Source organism: Alistipes sp. i18-0019-D1, from assembly GCF_042852885.1.
Lineage (GTDB): Bacteria > Bacteroidota > Bacteroidia > Bacteroidales > Rikenellaceae > Alistipes.
This window is the reverse complement of sequence record NZ_AP031424.1, coordinates 446,657-465,803: the sequence shown is the minus strand read 5'-3', so window position 1 is coordinate 465,803 and position 19,147 is coordinate 446,657. Positions and strand designations below refer to the sequence as shown.

Sequence of the window (19,147 nt, the reverse complement as noted above, 5' to 3'; positions counted from 1 at the left end):
TTCGGAACAGACCGTCTATGTTACAGGATTTATCTCTGCGTGATCAGAACGCGGTTGCCGTCTATGCGGTAGCGGATCGACATCAGCGAGGACATTACCTCCATGAGGTCTTCCAGCGGTTCGTGGCAGACGACCAGCGACAGTCGTTTTTCAGGCGAGATGTTCGAGGAGAGGGCGATTTCGATGTTGTACCTCCGTTCGAGGTTGATGATGATGTCTTTCAGCGGCGTGTTGTCGAAGATCAGACGCGGAGAAAACCACTGGCTGTAATTCCGGGCGTCGACCTTTTCGACACAGGCGCGTTTCGAGAATCGGTCGAGCGAGAACCTCTCGTCGGGACGCAGCGTCACGGGCCTGCGGAGATACTCCCCGGAGATCTTCACCGAGCCGGTTTTGAGCACCACCTCCTCGCTCGATCCGAACGCATAGTTCATGGCGTCGAACGAGGTGCCCAGCACCTCGATCTCGAGGTCGTTCATGCTGACGCGGAACGGCCGCAGCGTATCTTTGCGCACTTCGAAGAACGCTTCGCCCGTCAGGGCCACGTCACGGGTCTTTCCCGAGAAATCCGCGTCGTATTTCAACCGGCTTTCGCCGTTGAGCCACACCTTCGTTCCGTCGGGCAGGGTGAACTCCCCGACATGTCCCTTGGCAGTCAACAGCGTGACCTCCTTTTCGGGTGCGAGCGTCTGTGTGGCAGCGAAATAGCCTCCGAGGAATACCAGCACCACGGCAGCGGCCATGCTCGCATAGCGCAGGACGCGACGGGGTAGCGTGCGGACCCGGCTCGCACGGAGCGATGCCCGGAGGCGTTCGAGCCCCTTGCGGTCCTCCTCTTCCGAGACGGGTGCGGTATGCGTGTTCCATATCTCCCACAGGATCTCGTCGATCTCGGGTTCCTGCTCCCGGGCCAGCATCCAGCGTTCGAATTGCTGCCGGATGTCTTCCGGGGTGTCCGGATGGCGGAATATATAGCCGATGATTCGCTTGCGCTCCGTTTTGCTCATCGTGTGCCGGTTTTAGAGGGGCTGTGGTTTATTGCGCTTTCTGGGTCAGGGTGTAGGTTTCCGAATAGGTCCCGGCCTCGAAGACGACCCGGCCGGTGCGCAGTGCGCCCGTGTCGTTGGCCCCGAAGCTGAGGTGAACGGCGAAAATGCCCTTTTCGCCTCCCGAAAGGGGGGCGACCGTGATCCAGTCGTCGCCGGTGGCTTTCCAGCCGCAGGTGGTGTAGATCGTCACCGACTGTGTGCCGGCAACGGCCTCGACGGTTCCCGAGGTGCTGTACATGTAGAGGCTGTCGGGGGCCGACGGATCGTCGTCCTTGCAACCGCCCGCCAGACATGCGCATAACAGGAACGCAATGAATAGTAGCTGTTTTTTCATCTTCAGTTTTTAAAGTTAAAAGGTTGTTTTCGGACCGGTTCCATTAATAAGACAACTGACCGGCGGTTATTGCCAGTCAGTTCGTACAATTTTTTTTATTTTTCCGGTGATCTGTTAAAAAGTAGTGAAAAAAGGTGAAAAGATTTTTGATTTATTCGCTTTAAATCTATATTTGCACCAGCCGACCATGGACAGTGACGAACATATCATCCTGAAAAAATTGAGGGACGGGGACTCTGAAGCATTGGATATCCTCTACCTGCGCTATGCCTCCAAGGTCCGCGACTTCGCTTTCCGGCTTCTCAAGGACAGTACTGATGCCGAGGATGTTACGCATGATATTTTCCTCAAGATCTGGGAGCAGCGCCGGGATATGGGGAAGATACTTTCGTTCCGGGGCTATCTGTTCCGCATGACGCGTAACGCCATTTTCAATGCCTTCAAATACCGGCAGGTCCGGTACAAGTACCAGACGCAGGTCGGGACCGGGGAGAATCCGCTTGTTCCCGAAACCGAAAATCGGGTGTCGACGGACGATCTGCTGGAGATGATCGACGTGGCCGTCCGCAACATGCCCGAGCAGCGGCGCCGGGTTTTCTGCATGAGCCGTTACGAGAACATGTCCTACAACGATATCGCCGAGGCGCTCAACATCAGCCCCAAGACCGTGCAGTACCACATCTCGGGAGCGCTGGCCGAACTGCGCAAACTCCTCTCGGCGATGGCATTTTTCATATAGCCTGCCGAAACGGAAAGGGGACGAGGCCTTTTGCAGGACTGGACAATTTGGTGACACATGTACAGATTCTGTGTAGCAAGACATTCGGTATTGATAACGATGATGCAAACCCTTCCTTTGTTGTAGAGAATTTGCCTATCCCCAAAAATTTTCGTATCTTACAAGAAGTTATTTGAAACGCGGTATTTGAGTGCAACAAACTGAAAACAAACCGTTACTTTCTCATTACCTATTATCCGATGCAAAAATGTAACGATCTGATCAATAAAGCCGTTACATTATTTTGATCCCACCCACACCGAAAAACGGATTCATCATAGATCGCCCCGGGGATTCATGAGTTTCCAAAACCAGAGATCCCCGGGGGGTATCGTATGCTTCAGAAGCGATCGATATTTATGTAAACGGTTTAATATCGCATATAATGGGCTTATCTATCAGGTTCAACCTATTTCGAAACGGGAGAGCCTATTGAAACTGAACTCTCTGCATGTGCTCGTTCCGGGAATATCTGGCCTGCCTGCTCGAATGCTGTGCTATCGGCGATCCATACAATGCGCTTTGATATTCGTATTCCAAATATTCAAAATCATACGCTCTATATAGCGTACAAGCGGTTGTCAATGTGTTTATGTTCCTCAATATTCCGGAACGAAAACGCCATATCCTCCGAAATGGTTTCGTTGCTCACGACCATTTGATGGAATATGACCATCGAAGAACAGTCTATTTCCCAAAATGAGTTACTATGGCATAAATTATCCTATTTGAAAAATCGGGACTTTTTATTGAATTTGTATTCAATAACAGGAGTTGTTTGACATGAAGGAAAGCAGATGCGAACAAATGCATACAACCGTTTCCTAACCATTAGCTGCTATATGCAAATAGAGTCATAACTTTTTAAGTTACAACTCTATCTGGATGTGAATGGGTAGTACCGAAGTATTGTTCATCCATCCCGTTCTTCACGATGCACGGAACTCTCCGGCTTAAAATCAAAAATCGCAGGGATATTCCGGAAAATCCGTTCTCGGACAGCCTGTGATCGTATGGCCCGGAACATTATCTGTTCAGCCACTGCCGAAAATCGGGCACGCGGTCGGTGCTGACGAACGCCTCCTCCCCTTCGGCGAGGGGCGGGTGGAGCACCACCTTGATCCGGCTGCCCGAGTAGCGTATCATCTCCCGGATGGCGTCGAAGGCGACGATGAAGCGGCGGTTGATCCGGAAAAAGAGGTTCGGCGGCAGTTTTTCGCCCACCTCGGTCAGCGTGCGGTCGACGATGTAGTCTTTCCCGTCGTGGGTCACCAGGTGGAGGTACTTGCCGTCGGCCATGAAATAGGCGATCTCGGCCGTAGTGACCGATTTCATCCGGGCGCCCATGTGTACCAGGAAGCGTTCCTGGTAAACGGGAGGCGTCTGCGTCGGGGCGCCGTGCTCCGCAGACGCGCTTCCCCCCCCCGATAAAAGCCCCAGCTTATCGATCGCCCGCTGCAAATCCTCGCGTCCGAAGGGTTTCAGCAGGTAGTCGATGCCCTTGTTTTCGAAGGCTTTCAGGGCATAGGAGTCGTAGGCCGTGATGAAGATGACCGGCACGGTGATCTCCGTGCGTTCGAAGATGTCGAACCCGCTGCCGTCTCCGAGGTGGATGTCCATGAAAATCAGGTCGTGAACGACGCCGGCGATGACCGCGGCAGCCTCCGCGACCGACGATGCCGTGGCGACGACCTCGATCTGCGGTGCGATCTCCGCGAGCGTCGTGCGCAGTTCCGCGACCGACAGCGGTTCGTCCTCTATGATAATGGCTCTCATGACGTGTAAAATTACAAAAAAAACAGTCCGGTGCAAAAACCGGACTGTTTTTCATCGGGACTCCGAAGGTTTCCGGATCGTTCCCGCGGTTCAGTTGTTCAGCTCGGGGTTGCTGTCGATGGCCGACTGCGGGAAAGGCAGCGTGTAACGCGCGTCGTTCGCATTGAGGGTGTAGGTCCGGTCCTTGTAGGTCTTGGTGATGGCCGGCCGGGTCGTTCGGCGGAGGTCCATCCAACGGTGTCCCTCTCCGAGCAGTTCGCGGGCGCGCTCGTCGGCGACCTCTGCGCGCAGCTGCTCCGCATCCATCGCTCCGACCTTCGTGCGCTGGGCCTCCATCGCCTCGGGTTTCAGCCGCTTGGCCTTCAGGTCGAGCAGGTATCCCTTGGCCTTTTCCAGTTCCGCGGGCAGGTACGAGCCGGCCTCGGCGGCGATGAGGTACATCTCGGCGATGCGGATCGACACGCGGTCCGACGACGAACGGTTCACGCAGTATCCCAGCAGCGTCGGCGTCCAGTTTTCGTCGTAGGCATTCACCGGATTGAGGTAGTTGCGGCGGTTGTCCGTCGCTTCGTCCAGCAGCCCGAGGATCTTGTCCGACAGGATGCTGGCGCCCCGCAGGTCGCCGTTTCCGCCGCCGAACGGGCGTTCCCAGGCCAATATGGCCTCGGGAGAGGTCGCCTTCCAGGGCAGGTCGGCGCTTTCGGGAGAGGCGTTGAAATCCACCAGTTCGTATTTGGGGAGCAGGCTCGTCGCTGCATCGTAAGCCGCTTGCCAGTTGCGCATGTAGAGCATGACGCGTGCCTTGAAGGCGGCGAGGGCATCGAGCGAGAACCGGTAGTTGAGCGTCGGACTCTCCTGTTTCTCCAGGGTCATCGCCCCTTCGGCCGCTTCGATGTCTTCGACGATCTGTTCGTAGACGGCCGCGACGTTCGTCGGGCGGTATTTCTGTTCGATGTCGATGTAGGTGGACAGGGGTACGCCCCGGTCGGTCGGAGCGGTCTGCGGATCGTAGGGCTTTCCGTAGAGGTTCACCAGATCGAAGTGGGCGTAAGCGCGCAAGGCGTATGCCTCGCCGAGAATCTGACTTTTCGATTCTCCCGACGCGTCGTCGTCCGCGTCCGCCACGCCGTCGATCACGGCATTGGCCTGGAAGGCGGCGCGGTAATAGTATTGGTAGGGATACTCCCACATCTGCGTTTCGTATTGCCAGGTGTAGTTGTAGGAGAGGGCTATGGCGTCGCTGCTGTCGAAGAAGTTGCCTTCGTGGAACGTGCCGACTTCATCGGACAGCAGTCCGGTGTAGGCCTTCGAACTGGTGTAGGGAAACCGGCTGTAACCTTCGGTGAGCAGTGCCCGGTATTCCGAGGTCTTGTGGGGAATCACCTTTCCGACAGGCTCGATTTCCAGGTAGTTGCACGAGGCGAGACCCAGTGCGGCAAGCAGGATATATGCGTTTTTTCTCATTTTTTCAACGTATTAGAAGGTAATGTTCAGTCCGACCGAGTAGGTGCGTGCCATCGGCTGCGCATAGATGTTGCCGTAGGTCTCAGGATCGAAATAGCCGTCGTAGTTCGTGGCGATCACCAGCGGGTTGCGGGCTTCGAAGTGCACGCGCAATCCGGCCATGTGGAGTTTGCGCGTGATTCGCTGCGGGAAGGAGTATCCCAGCCGGATGCTGTTCACGCGGAAGTAGTTGACCTTCTGGTTCCAGATGTCGAGGCTGTTGAACAGGTTGACGTTTGTCGGGAAATTATCCATGATCCAGTAATAGACCCTGTACGGGTCGGGGTTCTCGTCCCAGTCGCCCCAGGCCGAACCGTCGGCCTGCAGGTTGCCCGTGAGCGAAGGGTAGGTTCCCGAGGTGTTGGACGGCGACCACACCTTGTTCATTTCGGTGGTGTAGTTTTGTCCGGGGTTGGTCTGCGCGGGGTTGTAGAAGGGCGAGCGCGTCATGAGCTGTCCCAAAACGAAGTTGCACGAGATCGCCAGGTCGAAATTCTTGTAGTAGAACCGGTTGTTGAAACCTCCCGTCACATCCGGGTTGCGGGAGCCGGCGTAGGTCAGGTAGCTGCGCACGTCCTTCTGCGATACATTCATCGCCGGTCCGTATTCGAAGTATTCCGGAATTCCCAGTCCCCAGGGGTCGCTGGCTTCCACGCGGAAGCCGACGAACTCCTGGAGCGAGATCTTCTCCCCGTCGCGCCAGAACATCGGAATGCCGTTTTCGTCCAGCCCAGCGGTTTTGATGGCGAACACGGCGCCCGACGAATAGCCTTGCAGCGAGGGGCTCCAGCTGTTGTCGTCGATACGCACCTTTTCGACCTTGTCGGTGTTGTGGGCGATGTTGATCGAAGTCTCCCAGCGGAAGTCGCGCGTGCGGATGTTCACCGTGTTGAGCGTGAATTCGATACCTTTGCTTGAGATTTCGCCGTAGTTGCTCGATGTCGAGATGAATCCCGTTTCCGAGGGAATCGTGCGCGTGGTGATCAGGTCTTTGCTCCGGCGTCCGTAGAGTTCGAACGTGAAGCCGAGACGGTGTTCGAACGCAGCGAAATCGAGAGCCGTGTTCCACGAATAGGTCGTCTCCCAGCGCAGGTTCTGGTTGGGCGGCGACGTTACGTCGATGCGGTCTTCGCTCGCCCCGCCGAGCGAGGTGCTGTTCCACGTGCCGAGGATGTAGGGCGAGGTGGTGCGGTCGATATTGCCCTGGGCGCCGTAGGATACCCGCAGGCGCAGGTTGTCGAGCCACCGGGCGTCGCGCAGGAAACGTTCGCGGTTGATGCTCCATGCGCCCGAGATGGACCACATCGGGTTGAATTTGTATTTGGGATCCACGCCGAAGAGGTTCGTGCCGTCGTAGCGCATCGAACCGAAAACGGTGTAGCGGTTGTCGTAGGTGTACGACCCGGTGAAGAAGTACGACAGGTAGCGGTTTTCGTAGAAGCTTTTCGTATACTGCCTGAAGCTCTCGTCGTCCAGCAGGTCGCTGTCCTCGGGAACGTTGATCGGTTTGCTCGTCATCGTTTTGTGGTCGTATCCGAAGCCCTTGGTATGTACGGTCGTGTTGGTTACGCCGCGCATTTCCAGACCGGCCATCAGGTCCAGTTCGTGCTTTCCGCCGAACGTGCCCGCATACTCGGCCTGCGCTTTCCAGTTGTACTGCGAGAGGTCGCCGTTCCAGTTCTGGATTACGCCGCCCTTCGGCAGGCGCACCACCTGATCCACCATCGATTTGAGCTGATATTTGCGGGTGAAGTAGGTGTTTTCCTGCGCCATTTTCTCGGTCGCGGAGTTATCGACCTGCAGGCCGAACTGCGTGTAGAGTTTCAGTCCCTTCACCGGACGGTAATCCAGGTCGAAGATCGTCTTGATCGAACGGGTCTTGAGCGTGTACTCCGTGCGGGCGCGCTCCTCCAGGAAGTTGAAATCGAGCACGTCGGCATTGCCCGTGTTGACCGTCATGTCGGGGTCGTACACGTAGCTGCCGTCGGGGTTGTAGGCGTTCAGGTAGGGGTTCACCGTGCGGGTGTAGCGCGACGGGTTGGTGAATACGTCTGTGTCGGAGAGGTAAGAGTCGTTCTTGTTCTGCCCCACGAACACCGAAGCGCCGAAGCGCAGGTTCTGCAGCAGGTCGTAGTCGGTCTTCATCGTGAGGTTCAGACGCTCGAATCCCGTTCCGACGGTCGTTCCCTGCTCGTTGTAGTAGCCGCCCGAGAAGTAGTAGCCGGTCTTGCCGCTGCCGCCCGAAATGCTGACGCTGTACTGCTGGTTGAGCGCGGTCCGGTAGATTTCGCGGCCCCAGTCGGTGCCGTTGCTGCGCAGGGCGTCGATCGCGCTCCGCGTCTCGGGGGAGAGCGATGCGGGGCCTCCGCCGCCGACGAGCGCCTGACGCTCCCCGGCCTTGTCCAGGATGCGGGCGACGCCGCCCATGCCCGGCAGGAAGTTGAGCCGGCCGTTCGCCGCCAGCCCCAGCTCCAGGTCGACCTTCTGCGAGGCGTTCATCAGGTTGAGGCGCGAGAGGTCGGGACGGTCGGTCACGAACAGCGAGGCCGAAACGTTGACGCGCATCGCCTGGTTGCGGACGCCTTTCTTGGTGGTGATGATGATCACGCCGTTCGCCGCGCGTGCGCCGTAGATGGCCGTCGCGGCGGCGTCTTTCAGCACGGTGATGTCCTCGATGTCCGACGGGTTGAGTCCCGCGATCGACATGTTGTAGAGGTTGTCGACGCTCTCCTTCGACGACCAGTCCTTCGGGATGTCGTTGCCTTCGAGCGGCATGCCGTCGAGCACCCACAGCGGGTCGGTGTTGCCGTTCAGCGTCACGGTGCTTCGGATCTTGATCTTGCTGGCCGCGCCCGGTCCGCCCGTGGTGGGGGTCGACACGAGACCTGCGATCGACCCCGAGAGCATTTCGTCGACGCTCGCCACGCCGTCGCGCGAGATGTCCGACATCTTGACCGAAGAGATCGACGAGGTCAGCTTGCGCTTCTCGATGCGCTGGTATCCGGTCACCACCACGGCGTCCACCTTGTTGTCCGACGCCGAGAGGTAGATCGTGAAGTCGCTCTTGCCCGAAATATCGAGGGTCCGGGCTTCGTAGCCGAGGTAGCTGACCACGACTTTCCGGACGCTCGCGGGCAGTTTGAAGGCGAAGCGTCCCTGCTCGTAGGCGATTGTTCCCTGCGGGTTGTAGTCTTTGGCCTGGGTCTCTTCGGGTGCGATGAAGACGGTTGCTCCCACGAGCGGCGTTCCGTCGGCGCGGTCGAGCACCTGGCCCGTGATCTGCCGGGTCTGCTGCGCCATTGCCAGCAGGGGACAGACCAGAACGAATAGCGTAAGGAATTTTTTCATGTTACAAATATGGATGTGTTTGAGTTGTTTTTCTGTTGAATCGAAGTCGTTTTCCGGATATTGATTCGAGATTGTAACTTCGTTGAATCTCCTTTCAGTTGCCGCAAAGCCGTCTTTCCGGGGTGGAAGACGGCTTTGCAGCGTTGGGGTTTATAACATTCGCAGGGCTTCTTTCAGCCTCAGTTCGAGATCGCGGTAATGGTTCCGGGTCGCCGGGTCGCCGCTTTGGAAGCGGCCCTGCACGACGGTCAGCAGCCTCCGCATTTCGGCCCGCTTGGCCGACGTGGTTTCGCTCACACGCTGCATCATGTCGTAGTTGCGTGCCGTGCGCAAGCCGATGTCCTCGGGTCTCGGCAGCGGTTCGAGGTTCAGCTCGGGGGCCTCCTGCATCAGCGAGCAGGCGCACCCGCGCCCGTCGTGCGCATGGTCGCGGAGCGTCGATCCCATCTTGGTGGTCTTCACCATCGTGATGTTCGACGAGACGATCAGCGCGTCGACGTAGTTTTTCTGGCTCATCCGCTCCCAGATCGAGAGCGAGCGGCCCCCGGGGCGGATGAAGACGGCGCGCGTGATGTCGTCCAGCATCTGCTCGGGCGTATAGGTCTTCGCCCCGCGTCCCTGCCGCGCCTCGACCTCGTACATGCGCACCAGCCGCTGGTCGGCCAGCAGTTCGTAGTAGGTCTTGTACTGGAGTTCGCGCGCGAAGTTGTAGGGGGCGTACTCCATCTGTCCCACGGGCGACGAACGCTGCGCATAGGCCTTGTCCCACGCCTTGGCGCCGAACAGCCATTCGGGGGTGGTGAACACCTCGTCGATGAGGTATTTGACGCTTCGGCGCTGGTAGTCGGCCGGAACGGGTACGTAGCGGTCGATGTCGTGCCCCGCCACGACGTTGTTGAGGTGGAAACCGCCGACGTTGGTCTTCACGTGGTCGGCATAGGCCAGCCACTGGAAGACGATGGCCATCAGCAGCCGGCCGCCTTCATATTGCAGTTTGCCTTCCTCCGAGGTCCAGTCCGTCACGTGGGGAATGATGCGCTGAAGGTTCTTCGTGCCGTATATGCCGGCCTGCACGGCGTCGTTGCTCAAGTCTTCCGACTGCGACCGGGGGTCGATGCCTTCGCGCGACTGCTCGCCGTACCAGTATTCGGGATCGTTCTCGTGCTCGCGCAGCCAGGCGTTGAGCGTCGGCAGCTCCTCGTGCGGGTCCTTCACGTCGAGCCAGCGGTAGCCCCAGTTGATGGCGTGTTTGTCGTAGGTCCCGATCTTGGGTGTCAGCTGCGTGATGCCGTCCTCGGGTTGTGCCACGTAGTTGAAGCGGGCGTAGTCCATGATCGAACTGGCCGTGCCGTTCGTTGCGGTGTAGGTCTTCGAGCGGAGCGAATCCACCGGCACGGAGTAGGAAGCCCCGAAGTTGTGCTTCAGTCCGAGGCTGTGGCCCAGTTCGTGCGACGATACGAAGCGCACGGCGTTGCCCATCACCTCCGTCGGCAGCGTATTGCCGCGGGCTGCGGGGTCCACGGCGCCGGTCTGAAGACGGATCCAGGCGTGGAGAATGCTCATCACGTTGTGCCACCAGATGATGTCGGCCTCGATGATCTCGCCGCTGCGGGGGTCGATCACCGAGGGTCCCATGGCGTTGGCCATCTCCGAAGCGGCGTAGGTCACCACCGAGTAGCGCACGTCGTCGATGTCGAACTCCCGGTCGTCGGGTGTGACCTCCCGGGCCACGATGGCGTTTTTGAAGCCCGCGGCCTCGAAGGCCTCCTGCCACTCGACGATGCCTTTCTTGATGTAGGGAACCCATACGGGCGGGGTCGCCGGGTCGATCCAGAGCACGATGGGCTTCTGCGGTTCGACCAGTTCGCCGCGCTTGTAACGCTCCACGTCCTCGGGTTTCGGCTCCAGCCGCCAGCGGTTGATGAACGCGCGCTCCTCGGCTTTCTGCTGTTCGTCGTTGAAGTAGAGGTGCCCGATCTCGAAATAACCCACGCGGTCGTCGGAGAAACGCGGGCGCATCGGCTCCCTGTCGAGCAGCACCAGGTTCGAGGTGATGTCCACGGTCAGGGGCACCGTCGTGCCCTCCTCGGTGTGCGAGGTCGAGAGGAGCGATTTGACGATGATGTTTTCGGGGAACGACTTGACGGATTCGATCTTCGAAAGGTCTTTCTTGGGGGATCCGGGCAGCCCGATGGAGCCGAAAACGTTGTTGAAACTCTTTTCGCTGCCGTCGAAGACCTTGTTGACCTTGATGACCACCGACGCCGAATCCTTGCCGTAGGCTTCGATCGGGAATTGTTCGATCGCCGTTTCGCGGTAGTTGTCCTTCACGGAGCGGGTGATGCGGTCGCCTTCGGGCGAGGTGATGCGCGGGTCGTAGGTCATGACCCATACCTTTTTATAGAGGGTGTCCTTGCGGAAACGCACGATCTTCTCGCCGTATCCCATGCCCTTGTTGACACCCGCATCGTTCAGGGCGTAGGGGACGCCCGATATCTTGTTGACGATCAGTATTTCGCGGCCCATCAGCGAGTCGGGTATCTCGAACAGGAAGTCGGTTCCCTTGCGGTGCACGTCGAACATGCCCTTGTCGGTCACGGCGCCTTTCAGCAGTTGTTCGTACCCTTTCTTCTCCTTTTTGGTCGTGTCGGCCTTCACGGCCGCGGCTTCGGTTTTCTTCGACTTGCGGCCCGGCTTTCCCTTCGCTTCGGCCGTCGGGGCCGTCAGCAGCAGGAGTGCCGTCAGGGCAAGCATCGCTCCGGTCAATCGTCTTTTATTCATCGTTTATTAGTGCAGTTATCGCGCGAATCGGTAAAATCCGCACGATGCAATAATAAAATTTATATTTTTCAGAGAAAAACGATCGGGGGCGAATGCCCGGATCGGGGGAGTGAATGCCGCAATCAGGCGGATTGTTTTTCGGGCGGCAGCAGCGGCAGGCGGCATCGGAAGGTTCCGTCGGCGACCGAAATCGAGATGTTCTCTTCGGTGTAGAACCGGTATACCGAGCGGATTCGTTCCAGTCCCACGCCGAGCGACTCCTTGTCGCCGTCGCTGCGCGGCGTGTAGTTGTTCTCGATCAGGAGGCTTTCGCCCTCGGTGCGGATGCGGATGTGCAGCGGGTTGCCGTCCGTGATGCGGTTGTGCTTCACGGCGTTCTCGACCAGCGTCTGGAGGCTCATCGAGGGAATCCGCCAGTTGCGCAGCGCGGGGTCGATGGCCGTGGTGAGCTCGATGCGGTTGTCGAAGCGGATTTTCTGAAGCGTGTAGTACTGCCACGTGAAGTCGATCTCCTCGGAGAGCGTCGAGAGTATCTGTTTGCGGCGCTCCAGCACCCGGCGGTAGACGCGCGAGAGGGTGAGCGTGAACTCCCGGGCCTGGTCGGGGCTGCGGCGGATCAGCGCGTAGAGCGAATTGAGCGAGTTGAACAGGAAGTGGGGGTCGATCTGCTCCAGTACCTGTTGCAGGTGGAGCTGTGCCGACTCCCGTTCCGAATGGCGGCGCAGGTCGTATTCGCGGCGCCAGCGGCGCTGGGCCAGGACGAGCAGCACGGCGAAGAACAGCACCGAGATCACGGCGGCGAAAACCGTGTAGAAGTGGAAATCGTCGATCTCCTGCTCGATGACCAGCCGGGGGATGCCGATGCCCGCCACCCAGCGGCGTCCGCCCAGCTGAATGGGGTAGTAGATGCGCTCCTCGTCGATGCCTAGATAGTCCGAGATCGCATGAACGGTGACGCGCTGTCCGGTTGCCGCGACCTTCCGGAACGCCGCCAGTCCCGTCGGGTCGCTCGCCGGACGGCCCAGTTTGAGGCTGTCGGGATGGTAGACGATCACCCCTTCGGGATCGAACAGCGTGGCGTATCCGCTGCTGGCCGGGCTCTGCGTCATGCAGGTATAGATTTCGGGCAGCGGAAAGTCGACGCCGCAGACGTGCCTGCACCCCGCCCGGTCCGTCACCGGGCAGGCCATGCTCCAGACCTGAACCCGCCCCGAATTGGCCACATGGCTGCGGACCGAGTCGCCGTCCGTTGCGGCGATGAGCCGCTGCCGGAAATCCCCGGCTGCCTCCGTGGTGCGGGGCGCTGCTCCGCGCGGGTAGCTGCGGATCGTGCGGCCCCCGGCTTCCGCGAACCAGACGCACCCGGCTTTGGGGTCCATCCGCATCAGCGTCGCCGCGAGCGCGTGCAGTTCGCCGTCCGTCGGCGCGGGGTGCTCGCGCATGAATTGCACCGAGGCGTCCAGCACCCCCTCCGAGCGCTCGAATTCGACCTGCAACAGCCTGTAATGGTATTCGCTGATGTGCGTGACGATACGGCCGCTCATCTGCACGGCCACGCCGTTGATCGTGCGTCCGGCGATCAGGATGCCTGCCACGAGCAGGACCAGCAGAGCCGTTCCCGTTATCAGAAGCCGTCCTTTTGGGGTATGTCGCCGTCGTGCCATGCGGAACAAATGTAGTGATTTTTTCGCCCCTGCGAAGCAAAACCCCGCGGAAATCTTCCTGCGGGGCCTTGTCTAATCGTCCTTGCGTATTTTCAGCCGTTCCCAGAGCCATTCCGGAATCAGTTTCCAGAAGAAGACCATGAGGGCGTAGCGGCGGTCGATGACCACACGGCGGCGGGGATGCCGCAGTACGTGCATGATGCGTGCCGCGACCTTTTCCGTGCGCATCAGCATCGGGTAGCGGCCGTCGCCGGAGAGCAGCGGCGTTGCGACGAATCCCGGGCGGATGTCCGTAAAGCGGATGCCGTAACCTTCCATTCGGGCGAGTTGCGCCAGTGCGTCGATGTAGGTGTTCTGCATCCGTTTGGTCGCCGAGTAGGCCGGGGCCGACCCGAGCCCCTTCGTGCCGGCGATCGAGCTGATGACGGCGATCCGTCCGCCGCCGTGGCTGCGGAAATAGCCGAAGGCGGCCGTGACCATCCTGACGAAGCCTTCGCCGTTGGTGCGCAGGGTGTTCAGTTCGATGTCGGGCCGCAGCGCGGTGTTGCGGCTGCCGATCCCCGATGCGTGGAAATAGATGTCCATGCCGCCCAGCCGTTCGATCAACTGTCCGAGGCGTTCGGGAGCGTCGTTGCGGGTGATGTCGATGGTTTGGGTCTCGACCTGCCCGGGGGCTTCGGCGCGGAGCGCTTCGAGGGCTTCCTGACGGCGTCCCGCCGCCCCGACCCGCCATCCTGCGCGGATGCAGAGCCGGGCGACTTCGAGTCCGATGCCCGACGTGGCGCCTGCGATGACGATCCGTTTCATAACGGATACTGCACGCACTCGATGCCCACGCGGCGCAGCAGGTCCAGGCCCTCTTCCGAACGGTAATCGTCCGAGTAGACCACCCGCCGGATTCCGGCCTGGATGATCAACTTCGAACATTCGATGCAGGGTGCGGCGGTGATGTAGAGCGTCGACCCGTCGCAGTTGTTGGCCGACTTGGCGACCTTGGTGATGGCGTTGGCCTCGGCGTGGAGCACGTAGGGCTTGGTGTGGCCCTCGTCGTCCTCGCAGACGTTTTCGAAGCCCGACGGCGTGCCGTTGTAGCCGTCCGAAATGATCATCTTGTCCTTGACGATCAGCGCCCCGACTTTGCGGCGTACGCAGTATGAATTTTCGGCCCAGATACTCGCCATGCGCAGGTAACGCATGTCCAGCTGGCGCTGTTTCTCCTCCTGGTAACCCATACTTTTGAATTCTTGGTTATGAATTGGAATTGTCACGGAAAAGGGTTAAAGCCCTTTGCCGTGACAGTTCTTGTACTTCTTGCCCGATCCGCAGGGACACGGGTCGTTGCGTCCGGCCTTCTTCTCGGCGTGCAGGGGCATGGGTTTCTGCCGTTCCTGCTGCCCGGCCTGTGCCGCAGCCTGCATGCGCGAGGCCTGCAGCTTGTTGACGTCGACCTTGGCGCGCTCCTGCTGCTGGCGCTGTACCGCTTCGGCATTCTGGTCGCGCACGGGAATATAGGCCTTGTTCAGGATGGCCAGCACGTCGCGGTTGACCTTGATGATCATTTTCGAGAACAGTCCGAACGACTCGAACTTGTAGATCAGCAGCGGGTCTTTCTGTTCGTAGGTGGCGTTCTGCACGCTCTGGCGCAGGTCGTCCATCTCGCGCAGGTGTTCGCGCCAGGCGTCGTCGATGGTGGTGAACATCACCACTTTCGAGAATACCTTGTAAATCTCCGCGCCGTCCGTGCTCTGGCATTTCAGCAGGTTGACCGGCACGTTGTAGCCCAGGTGTCCGTCGGTCAGCGGGAAGTAAATATTCGAATCCAGCTGGTCCTTGCGGTCTTCGTAGATGCGCTCCATCACCGGACGCACCGTGTCGGCCACGGCCTTTGCGCGGCGTGCGTAGGCCTCCTTGAGGGCCTTGACGATCGCCTCGACCAGTTCGCCGGGTTTCGCGTCCTTGTAGGCCGCCTCGTTGATCTCCGGTTCGACGGCCACCTCGCGGATCAGTTCCATGCGGAAATCCTCGAACTCGATGCCGCGGTTCTCCTCCACGAAGTTGTCGGCGTAGTCGTACATGATGTTGTTCAGGTCGATCTCGATGCGCTCGCCGTAGAGTGCGTGGCGGCGGCGGGTGTAGATCACCTCGCGCTGCGAGTTCATCACGTCGTCGTACTCCAGCAGACGCTTGCGGATGCCGAAGTTGTTCTCCTCGACCTTCTTCTGGGCGCGCTCGATGGCCTTGGTCATCATGCCGGCCTGAATCACCTCGCCCTCCTTCAGACCCATGCGGTCCATCATCGAGGCGATACGGCCCGAACCGAACAGACGCATCAGGTCGTCTTCGAGCGATACGAAGAACTGCGACGATCCGGGGTCTCCCTGGCGTCCGGCGCGTCCGCGCAGCTGGCGGTCGACGCGGCGGCTCTCGTGGCGCTCGGTACCGATGATCGCCAGACCTCCCGCGGCCTTCACCTCGGGCGTCAGCTTGATGTCGGTACCGCGGCCGGCCATGTTGGTCGCGATGGTCACCTGTCCCGAGCGTCCTGCCTCGGCCACGACCTGCGCCTCCAGCGCGTGCTGCTTGGCGTTCAGCACGTTGTGCCTGATGCCGCGCAGTTTGAGCATGCGGCTCAACAGCTCCGAGATCTCGACCGACGTGGTGCCGACCAGCACCGGACGTCCCGCCTCGACGAGTTTGACGATCTCCTCGATCACGGCGTTGTATTTCTCGCGCTTGGTTTTGTAGATCAGGTCCTGACGGTCGTCGCGGACCACCTTGCGGTTGGTCGGGATCACCACGACGTCCAGTTTGTAGATGCTCCAGAACTCCGATGCCTCCGTCTCGGCCGTACCGGTCATGCCGCCCAGCTTGTGGTACATGCGGAAGTAGTTCTGCAACGTGATGGTGGCGAAGGTCTGCGTCGCGGCCTCGACCTTCACGTGCTCCTTGGCCTCGATGGCCTGGTGGAGTCCGTCCGAGTAGCGGCGTCCTTCGAGGATACGGCCCGTCTGCTCGTCGACGATCTTCACCTTGTTGTCCATCACCACATACTCGATGTCCTTTTCGAACATGGCGAAGGCTTTCAGCAGCTGGATGACCGTGTGCACGCGCTCCGACTTGATCGAGTAGTCGTTGATCACCTCGTCGCGTTTCTGCGCCTTCTCCTCGGGCGTCAGGCTGCTTTTCTCCAGTTCTGCGACTTCGGCGCCGATGTCGGGCATCACGAAGAATCCGTCTTCGTTGAAGTATTTCGACAGCGCCTCATGGCCCTTGTCCGTGAGTTCCACCGAGTTGAGTTTCTCGTCGATGACGAAGTAGAGGTCGTCGGTGATCTCGGGCATGCGGCGGTTGTTGTCCTGCATGTAGGTGTTCTCGGTCTTCTGCATCAGCGCCTTGACGCCCTGTTCCGAGAGGTATTTGATCAGCGGTTTGTACTTCGGCAGACCCTTGTGGGCGCGGTAGAGCTTCACGCCGCCCTCGTCGTTCTTGCCCTCCGAGATCAGCTGGCGCGCCTCGGCCAGCAGGGCCGTCACAAGGTTCTTTTGCAGGTTGTAGAGGCTTTCGATGGCCGGGCGGTACTGCTCGAACATCTGGTCGTCGCCCTTGGGTACGGGTCCCGAGATGATGAGCGGCGTTCGGGCGTCGTCGATCAGCACGGAGTCGACCTCGTCGACGATGGCGAAATGGTGCTTGCGCTGCACGAGGTCCTTGGGCGACGAAGCCATGTTGTCGCGCAGGTAGTCGAAGCCGTATTCGTTGTTGGTACCGAACGTGATGTCGGCCATGTAGGCCTCGCGGCGGGCGTCGGAGTTGGGCTGCGTGTCGTCGATGCAGGCCACCGACAGGCCGTGGAACTGGTACATCGGCCCCATCCACTCGGAGTCGCGCTTGGCCAGGTAATTGTTCACCGTCACCATGTGCACACCCTTCTTGGCCAGCGCGTTGAGGAATACGGGGAGCGTCGCCACGAGGGTCTTGCCCTCGCCCGTCGCCATCTCGGCGATCTTGCCCTGGTGGAGCACCACGCCGCCGAACAGCTGTACGTCGTAGTGGATCATGTCCCATTTCGTGTCGTTGCCGCCGGCGAGCCAGTGTGTCGCGTAAACGGCCTTGTCGCCCTCGATGGTAACGAAATCCTTCGTCGCCGCCAGGTTGCGGTCGAAGTCGTTTGCCGTCACCACGACCGTCTCGTTCTGTGCGAAACGGCGCGCCGTGTCCTTCATAATGGCGAATGCCTCGGGAAGGATCTTGTCGAGCACCTCCTCGATTTTCTCGTCGATGCGCTTGGTCGTTTCGTCGATCTCCTTCGAAATTTTCTCCTTCTCTTCGAGCTGCGTTTCGGGCTTTTCGAGTATGGCTTTCAGCTCGACGATGCGGGCCTCGTCCGCGGCGATGAAGTCGGCGATCTGCTTTTTCAGCGCTTCGCTGTGCGCGCGCAGCTCGTCGTTGGTGAGTTTCTCGATCGAGGGGTAGACGGCCTTGATCTTCTCCAGATAAGGCTCGATCTGCTTGCGGTCCTTGTCGGCTTTCGAGCCGAAGAGGGCTTTGATTATACTTGCAACTATATCCATAATGCGTTTATTGTTTTCTCGGTTCGGATTCTAAATCTTACAAAGATACTTATTTTTTGCGATTTGTCAATCTTCGGGGAGGCTTTTTGCGATCCGCCGCCCGACGGGACATTCCGCGCAGCGGCGCGCGGCGCAGTATTCGGTGGCCAGTTGCAGCAGGGCCTGCGATTCGAAGGCGTTGTGCGGCCGCACGCCGGCGGACTGCCATGCGCGCATGTAGCGGTTGTCTTCGGCCGGCAGGCGTTCGAGGAGTGTCAGGGCGCTGTCGCGCAAACGCTCGCTGGCTGTGTAGCTTCCGTAGGCGAACTGAAGGACGGCGACGAGGTTGATTCCGATGATGTTGGCCTTGAACGCCCCGATGCGTTTGGGGCTTTCGTCGCTCTCGGCGCCGGGGACGTGGTGCGTGCGCCAGTAGGAGGGCGCTTCGATGCAGAAAAGCCGCCGGACGTCTTCTTCCGTGCGGCATGCCATGGCGCGTTCCATGACGAACTCGTCCTGTGCGAAGAACTCCGCGGCCTGCGCCAGCCGCAGCACGGGGTGGTTGGCCGGACGAATCTCCGTGAGCGTCCACTCCGAGGCGTCCATCGCCTCGATCCCGTATTTGGCCGCGAGGTACTCGAAACTGCGCCGCAGATCGAGCGTGTAGGCGTCGCTGCGGTAGAGTTCCAGAAGCCCCGAGGCGCCGAAAAGCATCGCTTCGACGGCATGCGGAGCCAGCCGTTCGCGCAGCACGGTTTTGTAGGGGACCTTCCGGGCCAGCCGCAGGAAGGCTTCCTGATTCTGACGGTCGCCCAGCGTGCGGAAATAGAGCAGGTAGAAAGTCTGGTTCCAGTTTCCGTCGGCTTCGCCGTGCAGGGCCTCGACCGTGCGCATTTTCCGTTGCAGGCGGTCGAAGATCAGCGCCGTGCCGATTTCGGTGCGTTGCAGTCCGTCGAGTGCGGCCAGATAGCCGCCGCAGGCGTAAGTCCCGGCTCCGGCCCGCAGCCGCTCGATCGTCCGTGCCTCCGCCTCCGTCATATCAGAACAGGTTGAGTTCCAGCAGGGCCTCTTCGGACATCATGCTCTTGTTCCACACGGGGTCGAACGTGAGGATGACGTTCACCGATTTCACGCCCTTGACCTTGCCGACCTGTATGTTTACGTCCTCGACGAGCATGTCGGCCATCGGGCAGTTGGGGGCCGTGAGCGTCATGCGGATCGTCGCCACGCCGTCGGGCGTGTAGTCGATTTCGTAGATCAGCCCCAGGTCGTAGATGTTGACCGGGATTTCCGGGTCGTATATGTTCTTGAGGGTCGCGACGATGTCCTTCTCGACTTGAAGTATCTCTTCAGGTGTCATACCC

At 59.7% G+C, this 19,147-nt stretch carries 13 protein-coding genes; 1 reads left to right on the top strand and 12 read right to left on the bottom strand.

Annotated features, from left to right (window positions below; genetic code table 11):
- Window positions 1-29: 29 nt before the first annotated feature.
- Together ACGHP5_RS01910 and ACGHP5_RS01905 are read right to left on the bottom strand one after the other, a co-directional pair.
- Window positions 30-1,007 carry a FecR family protein gene (locus ACGHP5_RS01910; protein WP_390567910.1) on the bottom strand — a complete coding sequence of 326 codons (978 nt, stop codon included), beginning with the start codon at window positions 1,005-1,007 and terminating at the stop codon, window positions 30-32.
- Window positions 1,008-1,035: 28 nt separating this feature from the next.
- A complete protein-coding gene (locus tag ACGHP5_RS01905) occupies window positions 1,036-1,383 on the bottom strand; it encodes a BACON domain-containing protein (RefSeq protein ID WP_321590108.1) in 348 nt (115 codons plus the stop codon).
- A gap of 187 nt (window positions 1,384-1,570) precedes the next feature.
- Here ACGHP5_RS01905 and ACGHP5_RS01900 point away from each other — a divergent pair, with 187 nt between their 5' ends.
- Window positions 1,571-2,122: an RNA polymerase sigma-70 factor gene (locus ACGHP5_RS01900; protein ID WP_279065989.1), complete on the top strand. Its 552-nt coding sequence runs from the start codon at window positions 1,571-1,573 to the stop codon at window positions 2,120-2,122.
- Between the two features lie 1,065 nt (window positions 2,123-3,187).
- Here ACGHP5_RS01900 and ACGHP5_RS01895 read toward each other — a convergent pair.
- The 10 genes from ACGHP5_RS01895 to ACGHP5_RS01850 form a co-directional block, all read right to left on the bottom strand.
- Window positions 3,188-3,937 (bottom strand): LytTR family DNA-binding domain-containing protein, encoded by a 750-nt coding sequence (locus tag ACGHP5_RS01895; protein ID WP_295901557.1) that lies wholly within the window; start codon window positions 3,935-3,937, stop codon window positions 3,188-3,190.
- Between the two features lie 90 nt (window positions 3,938-4,027).
- Window positions 4,028-5,401 carry a RagB/SusD family nutrient uptake outer membrane protein gene (locus ACGHP5_RS01890; protein ID WP_321590106.1) on the bottom strand — a complete coding sequence of 458 codons (1,374 nt, stop codon included), beginning with the start codon at window positions 5,399-5,401 and terminating at the stop codon, window positions 4,028-4,030.
- A gap of 12 nt (window positions 5,402-5,413) precedes the next feature.
- A complete protein-coding gene (locus ACGHP5_RS01885) occupies window positions 5,414-8,788 on the bottom strand; it encodes a SusC/RagA family TonB-linked outer membrane protein (RefSeq protein ID WP_337771985.1) in 3,375 nt (1,124 codons plus the stop codon).
- A 150-nt stretch (window positions 8,789-8,938) separates the two neighbouring features.
- Window positions 8,939-11,569, bottom strand: coding sequence for a zinc-dependent metalloprotease (locus tag ACGHP5_RS01880; RefSeq protein WP_390567909.1), 2,631 nt, complete (start codon window positions 11,567-11,569; stop codon window positions 8,939-8,941).
- A 122-nt stretch (window positions 11,570-11,691) separates the two neighbouring features.
- Entirely contained in the window at window positions 11,692-13,233 is a 1,542-nt protein-coding gene (locus ACGHP5_RS01875) for a histidine kinase (RefSeq protein WP_337658263.1), read from the bottom strand.
- A 72-nt stretch (window positions 13,234-13,305) separates the two neighbouring features.
- Window positions 13,306-14,040 carry an SDR family NAD(P)-dependent oxidoreductase gene (locus tag ACGHP5_RS01870; protein ID WP_337756910.1) on the bottom strand — a complete coding sequence of 245 codons (735 nt, stop codon included), beginning with the start codon at window positions 14,038-14,040 and terminating at the stop codon, window positions 13,306-13,308.
- Window positions 14,037-14,465 carry a dCMP deaminase family protein gene (locus ACGHP5_RS01865; RefSeq protein ID WP_337657778.1) on the bottom strand — a complete coding sequence of 143 codons (429 nt, stop codon included), beginning with the start codon at window positions 14,463-14,465 and terminating at the stop codon, window positions 14,037-14,039. Before ACGHP5_RS01865 ends, ACGHP5_RS01870 begins: the two co-directional genes overlap by 4 nt.
- Before the next feature lie 45 nt (window positions 14,466-14,510).
- The gene (gene secA, locus ACGHP5_RS01860) at window positions 14,511-17,804 is read right to left on the bottom strand and encodes a preprotein translocase subunit SecA (RefSeq protein WP_390567908.1); all 3,294 of its coding nucleotides are present in this window, start codon (window positions 17,802-17,804) and stop codon (window positions 14,511-14,513) included.
- Between the two features lie 66 nt (window positions 17,805-17,870).
- Window positions 17,871-18,821 carry a DUF2851 family protein gene (locus tag ACGHP5_RS01855; protein WP_278433548.1) on the bottom strand — a complete coding sequence of 317 codons (951 nt, stop codon included), beginning with the start codon at window positions 18,819-18,821 and terminating at the stop codon, window positions 17,871-17,873.
- A 1-nt stretch (window position 18,822) separates the two neighbouring features.
- Window positions 18,823-19,143: a metal-sulfur cluster assembly factor gene (locus ACGHP5_RS01850; RefSeq protein ID WP_390567907.1), complete on the bottom strand. Its 321-nt coding sequence runs from the start codon at window positions 19,141-19,143 to the stop codon at window positions 18,823-18,825.
- Window positions 19,144-19,147 lie beyond the last annotated feature (4 nt).

Bases quoted from the DNA above. Each gene is read 5' to 3' on its own strand.
- ACGHP5_RS01895 (WP_295901557.1), bottom strand. From the start codon at position 3,937: ATGAGAGCCATTATCATAGAGGACGAACCGCTGTCGGTCGCGGAACTG.
- ACGHP5_RS01875 (WP_337658263.1), bottom strand. From the start codon at position 13,233: ATGGCACGACGGCGACATACCCCAAAAGGACGGCTTCTGATAACGGGA.
- ACGHP5_RS01865 (WP_337657778.1), bottom strand. From the start codon at position 14,465: ATGGGTTACCAGGAGGAGAAACAGCGCCAGCTGGACATGCGTTACCTG.
- ACGHP5_RS01890 (WP_321590106.1), bottom strand. From the start codon at position 5,401: ATGAGAAAAAACGCATATATCCTGCTTGCCGCACTGGGTCTCGCCTCG.
- ACGHP5_RS01910 (WP_390567910.1), bottom strand. From the start codon at position 1,007: ATGAGCAAAACGGAGCGCAAGCGAATCATCGGCTATATATTCCGCCAT.
- ACGHP5_RS01885 (WP_337771985.1), bottom strand. From the start codon at position 8,788: ATGAAAAAATTCCTTACGCTATTCGTTCTGGTCTGTCCCCTGCTGGCA.
- ACGHP5_RS01870 (WP_337756910.1), bottom strand. From the start codon at position 14,040: ATGAAACGGATCGTCATCGCAGGCGCCACGTCGGGCATCGGACTCGAA.
- ACGHP5_RS01855 (WP_278433548.1), bottom strand. From the start codon at position 18,821: ATGACGGAGGCGGAGGCACGGACGATCGAGCGGCTGCGGGCCGGAGCC.
- ACGHP5_RS01880 (WP_390567909.1), bottom strand. From the start codon at position 11,569: ATGAATAAAAGACGATTGACCGGAGCGATGCTTGCCCTGACGGCACTC.
- secA (WP_390567908.1), bottom strand. From the start codon at position 17,804: ATGGATATAGTTGCAAGTATAATCAAAGCCCTCTTCGGCTCGAAAGCC.
- ACGHP5_RS01850 (WP_390567907.1), bottom strand. From the start codon at position 19,143: ATGACACCTGAAGAGATACTTCAAGTCGAGAAGGACATCGTCGCGACC.
- ACGHP5_RS01905 (WP_321590108.1), bottom strand. From the start codon at position 1,383: ATGAAAAAACAGCTACTATTCATTGCGTTCCTGTTATGCGCATGTCTG.
- ACGHP5_RS01900 (WP_279065989.1), top strand. From the start codon at position 1,571: ATGGACAGTGACGAACATATCATCCTGAAAAAATTGAGGGACGGGGAC.